Source organism: Oerskovia rustica, assembly GCF_014836555.1.
Lineage (GTDB): Bacteria > Actinomycetota > Actinomycetes > Actinomycetales > Cellulomonadaceae > Oerskovia > Oerskovia rustica.
In genome coordinates, this window is sequence record NZ_JACSQQ010000038.1 from 19,786 (window position 1) to 32,826 (window position 13,041).

Below are 13,041 nucleotides of genomic sequence, written 5' to 3' on the forward strand. Positions count from 1 at the left end.
ACCGTGCGTCGTCCCGCGCCTGCTAGGCGCGGGGGAGCGTCACCTGGCGGCCCACAGGAGGCCGCGCTCGATCACGGTGCGCAGCCCGGGGATCTCGAGGTCGGCGAGCTGGTGCCCCGGCGCGCACACGAAGATGCGTCCTTCGCCCCACTGGCGGGTCCAGATCGAGGGCGAGACGACGGGGGAGCGCCACGGGGAGTCGGCGGTGGGCTCGATGGTCGTGGTCGCGAGGACCTCGTTGAGCGAGTCCGCGAGCACCCAGTACTGCTCGGAGCGCAGCGTGATCGGTCCGACGCCGGCGACGATGGGGTGCTCGGCGTGCTCGGGCACGATCTCGACGGTGTGCTCGACCAGGTCGCCCGGGTGCGCGGCGAACTGGCCGCCGAGCATCTGCAGGTAGTCGGTCGCCATGCGGTACGAGTCGATGATCCCGCCGTGCCAGCCCGCGAGACCCGTCCCGTTGGTCACGGCCTGGCGCAGGCCGCGCATCTCGTCGGGCAGGATCTCGCCCATGGTCCAGGACTGGACGATCAGGTCGACGCCGGCCATGTACTCGGCGTCTGCGTACACCTCGAGCGAGGACTCGACGACGACGTCGAAGCCCGATTCCTTGAGGAAGGGTACGAAGAGGTCGGTGCTCTCCTCGGGGGAGTGGCCTGGCCATCCTCCCCGGACGATCAGGGCCCGACGGTCCGGCACGCTCATGAGTCCTCCGTTGGCGCTCACGCGATCAGGGCATCGATCGCTGCGGGAGAGAGTACGTGATCGATCGCCATGGCGCTCGCACCGAGCACGCCCGCCTGGCCCCGGGCCTGGGACGTGACGATGCGCAGGTGCTGCGTGGCCAGCGGCAGCGAGCGCTGGTAGACGATCTCGCGGATGCCCGCGATCAGGTGCTCTCCCGCGTCGGCGATGACGCCGCCGACCACGATCATGGAGGGGTTGAGCAGGCTCACGCACGCGGCGAGGACGGCTCCGATGTCGCGCCCTGCCTGGCGTACCGCGTGGCTGGCCATGAGGTCGCCGCCGCGCACGAGGGACACGACGTCGCCGCTGTTGGCGGCCTCGAGCCCTTCCTTCTTGAGGGCGCCGGCGATGGCCTGGCCGCTCGCGACGGCCTCGAGGCAGCCGATGTTGCCGCAACGGCACGGGGTGTCCGTCGCGTTGGGCACGGCGATGTGGCCGATGTCGCCGGCCGCTCCCTGGGCGCCGCGGCGCAGCTCGCCGTCCGAGATGACTCCCGCGCCGATGCCCGTGGCGACCTTGACGAAGAGCAGGTCGCTGACGCCGGGCCACGCGGTGCGGTGCTCGCCGAGGGCCATGATGTTGACGTCGTTGTCCACGAGGACCGAGGCGTCGAACGTGCGCTTGAGGATCGCGGGCACGTCGACGTCGTCCCACGCGGGCATGATGGGCGGGTTGATGGGGCGTCCGGTCGAGTGCTCGACGGGGCCGGGGAGCCCGACGCCGACGCTCACCAGGTCCTTGAGGTCGCGACCGGTCGTCGCGATGAGCTTCTCGCCGGTCTCGGCGACCCAGGCGAGGACGTTCTCCGGGCCGTCGGAGATGGAGAGGGGGGCGTCGACCTCCGCGAGGACGTTCGACGCGAGGTCCGTGACCGCGAGGCGCGCGTGCGTCGCGCCAAGGTCCACGGCGAGCACGATGCGTGCCCCGGGGCTGAAGGCGAACGTCACGGGCGGTCTGCCGCCGGTCGAGCTCGCCTCGCCCGCGGGCGCGATGAGCCCGGAGGCCATGAGCAGGTCGATGCGGGCGGCGATCGTGGACCGCGCCTGCCCGGTGATCGCGGCGAGGTCAGCCCGCGTACGGGGTTGGCCGTCGCGGAGCAGCTGGAACATGTCCCCGGCGCCGGTCGGGCGGGGGGCGAACTTCAGCAGTTCCTCGGTGGGCACGATGTATCACGGAGCCTCTCGTTGCTACGCAGTGGTGACAATCCGTCTAGCGTACTGCGATCTTCGGCTTTTGCTTGACGATCGACAAAAGCCGACCTAGCGTGTGGTTTGCTGCGGCAACGTCGCCGGAGCCCTGCGGGAGCTCGCGCCCCGCCGGTCGAGACCCTGGAACCCCTGTCGTTCGACCGTTTCCTCCTCTATGCACCGCTCGTCGCGCAGTGCCGCAGCGGTACGTGAGTGACGTGGGTCACCCGCCGGCTCCCCTCGGCGGTTCGGACGGTCATGCCCACTTTTGTCGGTCACGGTGGGGTAACGAAGCGAAAGATCAGGACCTTCTGCTTGACCGCCGTCAAAAGGTCGGTTAGTTTCTCCCACATGGTCAACGCAGACCCTCAGCCCACCCGGCCGCTCCTGCAGATGCGGAGCATCGTCAAGCAGTTTCCCGGCGCCCGAGCACTCGACGGCGTCGATCTCGACATCCTCCCCGGAGAGGTCCACTGCCTCCTCGGACAGAACGGTGCCGGCAAGTCCACCCTCATCAAGGTGCTCGCCGGTGCACACCAGCCCAACGAGGGGCAGATCCTCATCGACGGCGAGGTCGTCACGATCCCGCACCCCGTGGCCGCGCTCAAGCTCGGGGTCGCCACGATGTACCAGGAGCTCGACGTCGTCGACGGTCTGACCGTCGCCGAGAACATCTACCTCGGGCACGAGCTGTCGACCGCGGGCTTCTCCAGCCGGCGGACGGCGGCCAGGAACACGCGTGAGCTCATGAAGCGCCTCGGGCACCCCGAGATCTCGCCCCACCGCGAGGTGGGTGAGCTGTCCGCCGCGGGCAAGCAGATCGTGTCCATGGCCCGTGCCCTCTCGCACGACGCACGGGTCATCGTCATGGACGAACCCTCCGCCGTGCTCGACAGCGAAGAGGTCGAGAACCTGTTCCGCGTCGTCCGCCAGCTCACCGGGAGCGGGGTCGCGATCGTCTACATCTCGCACCGCCTCGAGGAGATCCGGGCGATCGGCGACCGGATCACGGTCCTCAAGGACGGGCGCACGGTCGCGCAGAACCTCGCGGTCTCGCAGACGCCGACCGCCGAGCTCATCAAGCTCATGACCGGTCGCGCGGTCGACAACGTCTTCCCCGGGCGCGAGCCCGTCGCCGAGGAGGCGGACGTGCTGCTCGCGGTCGAGTCGCTCGGGCTCGAGGGGAAGTTCGCGGACGTCTCCTTCGAGGTGCGCGCCGGTGAGGTCCTCGGCTTCGCCGGGCTCGTCGGCTCCGGCCGGTCCGAGATCCTCGAGACCGTCTACGGGGCGCGTCGCGCGACCCAGGGGACCGTCGCGGTCGGCGGCAAGAAGCTCCGCGGCGGCTCGGTCGCCGCTGCGGTCGACGCGGGCATCGGCCTGTGCCCCGAGGAGCGCAAGAGCCAGGGCCTGCTGCTCGACGAACCGGTCTACCGCAACATCACGCTCTCGACGTTCGCTCGCTTCGCGAAGGCGGGCTTCCTCGACGAGAGGGCGGAGCGGGCGGCGGCGAAGGAGCAGGCCGTCTCGCTCGACCTGCGCCCCGCCGGGGTCGAGCGGAACGCCCGGACCCTGTCCGGCGGCAACCAGCAGAAGGCGCTCCTGGCGCGCTGGCTCGTGCACGGGTGCCGGGTCCTCCTGCTCGACGAGCCCACCCGGGGCGTCGACGTCGGGGCGCGCGCCGAGATCTACGCACTGATCCGCGACCTCGCGGCGTCCGGTGCGGCCGTGCTCGTGGTCTCGAGCGAGATCGACGAGGTGCTCGGTCTCTCCGACCGTGTCCTCGTGATCTCGGAGGGACGCGTCGTGCACGAAGGCCCAGCAGATTCGATCGACGAGCACGGCGTGCTCGACCTCGTCATGGAAGGAAGTGCCGCATGAGCGAGCAGGAGGTGGCTCGCGCCGCCGTCGTGGACGGACCGGGGCACGCCCCGAGCTCCGAGGTGCACGACGGCAGACGGTCGCGCCGCAATTTGTTCAGTGGATCGGTGGGGCGGAACATCGGCCTCGTCGTGGCGCTCGTCGCGCTGTGCATCGTCGGGTACGCGACCGCGGGGGAGAACTTCGCGAACGTCAACAACCTGCTGACGATCCTGCGACTGGCCGCCGTCCTGGGCGTCCTGAGCATCGGGATGACCTTCGTCATCACAGGCGGCGGGATCGACCTGTCCGTCGGGTCCGTCATGGGGCTCGCCACGGTCTGGGCGAGCACGCTCGCGACCCAGACCATGGCCGCCGACACCCACTGGATCGTCATGGTCGGTGTGGCGCTCGCGGTCGGCACGGCGTGCGGCCTGATCAACGGTGTCCTCGTCGCGTACGGCAAGGTCGTCGCGTTCATGGCGACCCTCGCCATGATGGTGGGCGCCCGCGGCCTCGCCGAGATGATCTCCAACCGGCAGACCCAGCGCGTCACCGAGGTCGACGCGTTCCTCGAGTTCTTCCGCGCGGACCTGCTCGGCGTCCCCGTGCTCGTGTGGATGTTCGCGGTCGTGGCCGTCGCGGGCTGGTTCCTCCTCAACCGCACGACGTTCGGCCGCCGCACGGTCGCCGTCGGCGGAAACCCCGAGGCGGCCCGGCTCGCGGGCATCAAGGTCAAGCGCCACACGATGTACCTCTACGGACTGGTCGGTCTGACGACCGGCATCGCGGCCGTCATGATGCTCGCCCGCACCACGGCCGGTTCCTCGACGAACGGCCTGTTCTACGAGCTCGACGTCATCGCGGCGGTCGTCGTCGGCGGGACGCTCCTCGTGGGCGGTCGCGGCACGATCGTCGGCACCGTGCTCGGCGTCCTCATCTTCACCACGCTGACCAACGTCTTCACGCAGAACAACATGTCGACCTCGGCCCAGGCCGTCGCCAAGGGCGTGATCATCGTGGTCGCCGTGCTCCTCCAGCAGCGATTCGCCTCGCGCGCCAGATCCGCCTGACGCCCCGCCGTCGGGGCCTCTCGCACCACCGCACCGCACGACCGCACCACGGCCCCGCCCCCCGGGGCCGGACCCCAGCACGTCCCAACCAGCACCAGCAGGACCAGAATCAAGGGAGATCCTCATGTCCGCTCGTACCCGCACCTCGGTGCGTCGCCGTCTGACCCTCGCCACCGTGGCTCTCACCTCGGTCGCGCTGTTCGCCTCGGCCTGCACCTCGAACACCCCCGAGGCCGAGGAGACCGGCGCCGCCGCCGCCCCGGTCGCGTCGTCCGACAACGACGCGTCGGGCGACAAGGTCGTCATCGGGTTCTCGGCCCCGGCCGCCGACCACGGCTGGATGGGGGCCATCACCAAGGCCGCCCAGGCCGAGGCCGCCAAGTACGACGACGTCGACCTCAAGGTCGCCGAGGGCACCAACGACGTCAACCTCCAGATCAGCCAGATCGAGACCTTCATCAACGACGGCGTCGACGCGATCGTCATCCTGCCGTTCGACGGCGCGGCGCTGACCGAGGTCGCGACCGACGCCATGGAGGCCGGGATCACGGTCATCAACGTCGACCGCGAGTTCTCCAGCCCGTTCGCCGCCCGCGCCACCGTCCTCGGTGACAACTACGGCATGGGCGTGAGCGCCGGCACGTACATCTGCGAGCAGCTCGGCGACAACCCGGACGCCGTCGTCGCCGAGATCGCCGGCATCGACTCGCTGCCCCTGACGCAGGACCGCAGCAAGGGCTTCGCCGACGCGCTCGAGGGCTGCGGGCTCGACGTGAGCAACCGCGTCGCGGCCGACTTCACCGTCCAGGGCGGCGAGCAGGCCGCGTCGAACCTCCTCCAGGCCGCACCCAAGATCGACGCGATCTGGAACCACGACGACGACCAGGGCATCGGCGTGCTCTCCGCGATCGACGCGGCCGGCCGTGACGAGTTCTTCATGGTCGGCGGCGCCGGCTCGAAGGACGTCATGGAGGACATCAAGGCGGGCGACACGGTCCTGCAGGCCACGGTCGTCTACCCGTCCACGCAGGCCGCCGACGGCGTCAAGCTCGCCCGCCTCGCGGTCCAGGGCAAGTCGATGAGCGACCTCGCCTCGATGGGTGTCCCGCGCCAGATCCAGCTCTACGCGCCGGTCGTGACCAAGGACAACGTCGACGAGTACCTGCCGTCGGCCTTCCAGTCCTGAGCACGTCCCACCCCGTCGTCACGGGCGGGCCGGTCGCCCCCGCCCCCCGCCCCCCCCTGGCGTCCACCACGAAAGGAAGTGCCTGAGATGGCGCAAGACGGTCACCCGACCCTCGGGATCGGCATGGTCGGGTACTCGTTCATGGGGGCTGCCCACTCGCAGGGATGGCGCACCGCACCGCGGTTCTTCGACCTGCCGCTCGCGCCCGAGATGCGCGTCCTGGCCGGCCGGAACGCGGACGCGGTCACCGCCGCCGCGGACAGGCTCGGCTGGCGAGACGTCGAGACCGACTGGCGCAGGCTCGTGGCGCGCGACGACGTCGACCTGGTCGACATCTGCACCCCGGGCGACACGCACGCCGAGATCGCGATCGCGGCGCTCGAGGCCGGCAAGCACGTGCTGTGCGAGAAGCCGCTGGCCAACACGGTCGCCGAGGCCGAGCTCATGGTCGCTGCCGCCGAGGCGGCGGCCGAGCGCGGGGTGCTCTCCACGGTCGGCTTCACGTACCGCCGGGTCCCCGCGGTCCAGCTCGCGCGCCAGCTCGTCGTCGACGGCCGGATCGGCACGATCCGCCACGTACGCGCCCAGTACCTCCAGGACTGGATCGCCGACGAGAACGTGCCGCTCTCGTGGCGGCTCGACAAGACCAAGGCGGGGTCCGGGGCGCTCGGCGACATCGGGGCGCACATCATCGACCTCGCGCAGTTCATCACGGGCGAGTCGATCACCGGAGTCTCGGGGATCCTCGAGACGTTCGTCGACGAGCGCCCGATCGCGACCGGCTTCTCGGGACTGTCCGGTACCGCCGGCACCGAGAAGGGCCCGGTCACGGTCGACGACGCCGCGGTCTTCCTCGCGCGGCTCACGGGCGGCGGGCTGGGGGTCTTCGAGGCCACCCGCTTCGCCTACGGTCGCAAGAACGCGATCCGCCTCGAGATCAACGGGTCGCGCGGCTCCGTGGCGTTCGACTTCGAGGACATGAACGTCCTGCACTTCTTCGACGCGTCCGACGACCCGCAGGTCGCGGGCTTCCGGCGGATCGTCGTGACCGAGCCGCAGCACGCGTACATCGCGAGCTGGTGGCCCGCGGGCCACGGCCTCGGCTACGAGCACGCGTTCACGCACCAGGCCGTCGACCTCGTGCGCGACGTCGCGGCCGGCACCCAGCCCACCCCGTCCTTCGCCGACGGCCTGGCCGTCCAGCGAATCCTCGAAGCCGTCGAGCGCAGCGCTGCGTCCGACAGCGACTGGCAGCAGATCTGAGAGGAGGTCGACCGTCCCGCCGGACCGGCGGGAGAGCCACGTGGAACGTGGTGCGAGATGCCCGGCGGAGCAGGTCCGTCACCGGCGACGACGGGTCATGGCCGATGCCGTCGTCGCCCCGGAGCGCAGCACCCTTGTCCCATCATCACAAGGAGTCCTTGGTGAGAAACGTGCTCTGGAGAGCACCGCGCGCAACGATGCGCACGGTCGCGGCCGTCGCCGCTACCGCGGTGGCCCTCCCACTGTCCATGGCGACCGGGGCGGCGGCATTCGCCGCTGACCGGGGCGCCTCCCTCAGCTCCGTCCAGCCCGCCGCGTCCGTCGCGGCAGCCCCGGAGGCCGCCGCGGCGCCCTTTGACGCCCTGATCTTCTCCAAGACCGCCGGGTTCCGGCACGACGCGATCCCGGCCGGGATCACGGCGATCGAGAAGCTCGGCACCGAGAACGGCTTCACGGTCGACGTCACGGAGGACGCCGCCGACTTCAACGACGCGAACCTCGCGCAGTACGAGGTCGTGATCTGGCTCTCGACGACCGGCGACGTGCTCAACACCGAGCAGCAGGCCTCGTTCGAGCGGTACGTCGCGAACGGTGGCGGCTACGCCGGCGTGCACGCGGCGTCCGACACCGAGTACGACTGGCCCTGGTACGGCGGCCTCGTGGGCGCCTACTTCTCCGGCCACCCGCAGAACCAGGACGCCACGATCAAGGTCGAGGACGGCGTCCACCCCTCGACCGCGCACCTGCCGTCCCGGTGGGACCGGCACGACGAGTGGTACAACTTCCGCACGAGCCCGCGCGACAAGGTGCACGTGCTCGCGAGCCTCGACGAGACGTCCTACGACGCGGGCAGCGCCAAGATGGGCTCCGACCACCCGATCGCCTGGTGCCAGACCTACGAGGGCGGGCGCTCCTGGTACACCGGTGGCGGCCACACGCAGGCCAGCTACACCGAGCCGAACTTCGTCGAGCACCTGCTGGGCGGCATCCAGACCGCCGCGGGCGTCGTCGACTCGGACTGCAACGCGACGCAGAGCGCGAGCTTCGAGCGCGTCGCGCTCGACGAGGACACGAGCAACCCGATGATGCTCGACGTCGCCCCCGACGGCACGGTGTTCTACGCCGAGCGTGACGGCCGCGTCCGCCGCATCGACCACGACGCCAACGTCACCTCGACGGCGCTCACGCTGAACGTGACGCAGGCGAACGAGGACGGGCTGCTGGGCCTGGTGCTCGACCCGGACTTCGCCGCGAACGGTTGGCTCTACGCCTACTGGTCGCCCGCGAACGTCGGGTCGGACGGCCCGCACAACCGGATCTCGCGCTTCACGTACGACACGGCGTCCAAGACGTTCGACCTCGCGAGCGAGAAGAAGCTCCTGACCGTGGCGACGCAGCGCGACACGTGCTGCCACGCGGGCGGGGACATGATCTTCGACGAGGACGGCAACCTGATCCTCGCCACGGGGGACAACACCAACCCGTTCGAGTCGGGCGGTTTCACCCCGACCGACGAGCGCCCCGGTCGCAAGAACTTCGACGCGCAGGGCTCGTCGGCGAACTCGAACGACCTGCGCGGCAAGGTGCTGCGCATCACGCCGCAGGACGACGGGACGTACACGGTCCCCGAGGGCAACATGTTCGCCCCGGGCACGGACAAGACGCGCCCCGAGATCTACGCCATGGGCTTCCGCAACCCGTTCCGGATCGGTCTCGACCCGGCCTCGGGCAACGTCCTGGTCGGTGACTACGGTCCCGACTCGGGGGCGGCCGACCCGGCCCGCGGTCCTCGTGGCGCGGTCGAGTGGAACGTCGTGAGCGAGCCGGGCTTCTACGGCTGGCCGTACTGCACCGGCGCCAACACGTCCTACATCGACTACAACTTCGCGACCGGCCAGTCCGGTGCGTCGTTCGACTGCGCGGCGGGCGCGACCAACGACTCGCCCAACAACACGGGCATCCAGAAGCTCCCGGCCGCCACGGCCGCCGAGATCTGGTACACCGGCGCGGCCAACCCGCAGTTCCCCGAGATCGGTGGCGGCGGCGCGCCCATGGGCGGCCCCGTGTACGAGTTCGACCCCGAGCTCGACTCCGACGTGAAGTGGCCCGCGTACTGGGACGGCAAGGCGCTGTTCGGCGAGTGGAACCACGGCACGATGTTCTCGATCCAGCTCGACGGCGACAAGCGTGACCAGATCGTCGACATCAACCGGGTGCTGCCGGGCGTGCTCGACCCGTCCAACGGGTTCGACCGTCCGATGGACTTCGACTTCGGTCCCGACGGTGCGCTGTACGTGATCGACTGGGGCTCGGGCTTCGGTGGCAACAACGACTCGAGCGCGGTCTTCAAGGTCAACTACGTCCAGGGCGACCCGTCGCCCATCGCGCACGCGCAGGCGGACGTGACGAGCGGCTCCGCGCCCCTGACGGTCCAGTTCTCCTCCGAGGGCACCCGCCACCCGGCGGGCGAGCCCATCTCGCTCCAGTGGACGTTCGGCGACGGTTCCGCACCCTCGACCGAGGCGAACCCGACCCACACCTACACCGAGAACGGCTCCTACACGGCGCAGCTCACGGTGAGCGACTCCGACGGCAAGCTCGCCGTCGCGAACGTCACGGTCGTCGTCGGCAACCAGGCGCCCGTGGTGAAGATCGAGTTCCCGGACAACGGCGGGTTCTTCGAGTGGGGCGACCAGGTCCGCTACCGGATCACGGTCGACGACCCCGACGGTGAGGTGGACTGCTCCACGGTGGCGCTGCGCACCTCGCTCGGCCACGACTCGCACGCGCACCCCATGGAGGAGCTGTACGGCTGCGAGGGCGTGCTCCAGACCGCTCGCGACGAGGGGCACGGCATCGAGTCGAACATCTTCTGGGTCATCGAGGGCTCGTACACGGACGACGGCGGCGACGCCGGCGTGCCCCTCACGGGCAACGCGCTGCAGGTGCTCCAGCCCAAGCGCGTCCAGTCGGAGTTCTACACCTCGACGGGTCGTGAGACCTCGATCGGCACCGGCGGCACCCCCGGCGTCCAGAAGGAGACCACCTCGGACTCCGCGGGCGGCGGTCAGAACCTGGGCTACGTCGAGCCCGGTGACTGGTGGGCGCACGAGCCCGTGAGCCTGGCCAACGTCGAGGCGATCAGCCTGCGCGTGGCCTCGCCCAACGCGAACGGCGTGGTCTCGCTGCGCTGGGACGCGGCGGACGGCCCCGAGATCGGCCGGATCACCGTGCCGAACACGGGCGACTGGCAGGTCTACCGCGACGTGTCGACGCAGCTGACGAACGTGCCGGAAGGCAGCGGGACGCTGTACTTCGTCCTGCTCTCGGGCGGCATCAACGTCAACTGGATGGACATCGAGGGGCGCGGCGTGACGGACAACATCCGTCCCGACGTCGAGCTCGACGTGCCCACGCTCGTCGGTCCGGCCCCGCTGACGGTCACCGCGACCGCGACGGGCACCGACCCCGACGGCGAGGCGTCCGACCTGGTGTACGCGTGGGACGACGGGCTGGGCGGCGGGTTCGTCGACGGCGGTCCCGAGTTCTCGCACACGTACACGGCCGCCGGCACCTACCGGCTCCAGGTCCGCGTGACCGACGCCGGTGGCGCCTACACGGTCAAGTACGTGAACATCAAGGTCAACGAGGCCGGTCCGGTCATGTGCTTCTCGGGCCGCTCGGACGACTTCACGGGCACCGCGGTGGACGAGGACCGCTGGTCCACGATCATCCGTCGTGACCAGAAGCTCGCGGTCTCCGGTGGTCACCTGGTGATCCCCGCGAGCAAGGCGGACTTCTACGGCCAGGGCGAGGGACCGGTGTCCAACATCGTCCTGCAGGACCTGCCCTCGGGCCCGTGGACGGCGACCACCAAGGTCACCTTCCCGGCACGCGCGCAGTACCAGCAGGCCGGTCTGCTCCTGTGGGGCGACGGTGACAACTACGCCAAGATGGTCATCCAGGGCCGCGGGACCGGGGCCAACCCGAACTCGCGCGTCTTCCAGTTCATCCGCGAGGAGAACGGCACGCCGAACGAGGTCGCCGCGTCCAACGTGAACATCACGACGGACTTCCCGGACACTTTCTACGTGCGCTACACGAGCGACGGGTCGAACCTGCGGGCGTACTACTCGGCCGACGGCCTGGACTTCACGGCCATGTCCGAGACCAAGTCGCTGCACGGGCTCGTGAACCCGAAGATCGGGCTCGTCGCGTTCGCGAACGACGGATCCGTCCCGGACGTGGTCGATGCGAAGTTCGACTGGTTCCACATCACGCCGGACGACACGGCCACCGCGGCCGGGCCGGACGACGAGTTCGAGGGGACGTCGCTCGACGGCTGCCGCTGGAGCTCCGTGGTCCGTCCCGACGCATCGGGCCTCCGGGTAGCCGGTGGCAAGCTCGAGATCGACACGACGCCCACGGACATCTACGGCACGGGCAACACCGACGTGCCGAACATCGTCCTGCAGGACCAGCCCGCCGGTGACTGGACCGTCGAGACCAAGGTCGACGGCTCGACGTTCGACCAGCAGTACCAGCAGGGTGGTCTGATCCTCTACGGCGACGACGACAACTACGTCAAGCTGGACTTCATCACGAAGAACCAGCCGGGCGCGGCGGTCGACCGTGGTCTCGAGATGCGCAGCGAGGCCGGCGCGACCGTCCTCAACCCGCAGCCCAACGTCAACAACCTGTCGCAGGGCGTGTGGTGGCTGCGTCTGGCCAAGGTGGGCACGACCTACACGGGCTCGTACAGCGCCGACGGCGTGACGTGGACCGAGATCGCCGAGAAGGTGACCAACCCGGGTCTGGCAGACGCGAAGATCGGTCTGTACGCCCTGGGAGCGGGCCAGCAGGCCTCCGCGACCGCGACCTTCGAGCACTTCAAGGTCGTGGGCCCGGCAGCGGAGCCGCTCACGGTGAGCGGGTCGCTCGACCCGGCCTCGCCGTCGGGCGCGAACGGCTGGTGGACCGGTCCGGTGACCGTCACGGTCGCCACCACGGGCGGTGCGGCCGGCCAGCAGGTCTACCGCGAGTACCAGCTCGACGGCGGCGCGTGGGCCGAGTACACGGCCCCCGTGGTCGTGGCGGCCCCGGGCGAGCACACGCTCAAGGTGCGGGCCTCGGCCGGCACCGAGAACGTGACGGGCGCCGACGTGGCGGTCAAGATCGACGCCGACGGCCCGAGCGTGGCGGCGACGCTGCGCGAGGACCGCACGGTCGAGGTCGTCGCCACGGACGCCGTCTCGGGCGTCGCGTCGGTCGAGTACTCGCTCGACGGGACGACCTGGGCCGCGTACGACGCCCCGGTCGCCGTCGGTGACGAGGCCGTGACGTTCGCGTACCGGGCGACCGACCTGGCCGGGAACGTCACGGCGCAGTCGGTCGACGTGCCCGCCGGCGAGACCGTCCCCGTGACGGTCTCGGCAGCCCCCAAGTGCGTCGCGAACCGCGTGACGCTCTCGGTCACGGCCGTGAACTCGGGCGACGCCCCGGTCACGATCGTGGTCCGCTCGGCCTACGGCACCAAGACCTTCACGGGCGTCGCGGCGGGCAAGTCCGCCCACCAGTCGTACGCGACCCGTGCGGCGTCGATCGACGCCGGACAGGTCACGGTCACCGCGACGGACGCCGAGGGGAGGACCACCACCTACACGGTCGACCACGCCGCGGCGAGCTGCGGCTGACCGGCCCCGGGGGGGGGGGGGGGGGGGGGGGGGCG

7 protein-coding genes are annotated in these 13,041 nt (G+C 70.4%); 5 read left to right on the forward strand and 2 right to left on the reverse strand.

Features of this window, described 5'->3' with window-relative positions; all coding sequences use genetic code 11:
* Positions 1–39 precede the first annotated feature (39 nt).
* Together H9652_RS16815 and H9652_RS16820 are read right to left on the reverse strand one after the other, a co-directional pair.
* Complete coding sequence (locus tag H9652_RS16815; RefSeq protein ID WP_191797537.1) at positions 40–705, reverse strand: ThuA domain-containing protein; 666 nt, start codon at positions 703–705, stop codon at positions 40–42.
* A gap of 17 nt (positions 706–722) precedes the next feature.
* On the reverse strand, positions 723–1,856 hold the full coding sequence (locus H9652_RS16820) for an ROK family protein (RefSeq protein ID WP_191797539.1): 1,134 nt from the start codon (positions 1,854–1,856) through the stop codon (positions 723–725).
* Positions 1,857–2,285: 429 nt separating this feature from the next.
* Between H9652_RS16820 and H9652_RS16825 the strand changes: the two genes are divergently transcribed.
* From H9652_RS16825 to H9652_RS16845, 5 genes are all read left to right on the forward strand, one after another.
* Positions 2,286–3,812 carry a sugar ABC transporter ATP-binding protein gene (locus H9652_RS16825; RefSeq protein ID WP_191797521.1) on the forward strand — a complete coding sequence of 509 codons (1,527 nt, stop codon included), beginning with the start codon at positions 2,286–2,288 and terminating at the stop codon, positions 3,810–3,812.
* The gene (locus tag H9652_RS16830; RefSeq protein WP_191797523.1) at positions 3,809–4,864 is read left to right on the forward strand and encodes an ABC transporter permease; all 1,056 of its coding nucleotides are present in this window, start codon (positions 3,809–3,811) and stop codon (positions 4,862–4,864) included. The genes H9652_RS16825 and H9652_RS16830 overlap by 4 nt, the downstream gene beginning before the upstream one ends.
* A gap of 124 nt (positions 4,865–4,988) precedes the next feature.
* Positions 4,989–6,050, forward strand: a complete 1,062-nt coding sequence (locus H9652_RS16835) for a substrate-binding domain-containing protein (protein ID WP_191797525.1) — start codon at positions 4,989–4,991, stop codon at positions 6,048–6,050.
* Positions 6,051–6,137: 87 nt separating this feature from the next.
* A complete protein-coding gene (locus tag H9652_RS16840; protein ID WP_191797527.1) occupies positions 6,138–7,313 on the forward strand; it encodes a Gfo/Idh/MocA family protein in 1,176 nt (391 codons plus the stop codon).
* Positions 7,314–7,474: 161 nt separating this feature from the next.
* The gene (locus H9652_RS16845) at positions 7,475–13,006 is read left to right on the forward strand and encodes a ThuA domain-containing protein (RefSeq protein ID WP_318244234.1); all 5,532 of its coding nucleotides are present in this window, start codon (positions 7,475–7,477) and stop codon (positions 13,004–13,006) included.
* The last annotated feature ends 35 nt before the right edge of the window (positions 13,007–13,041 follow it).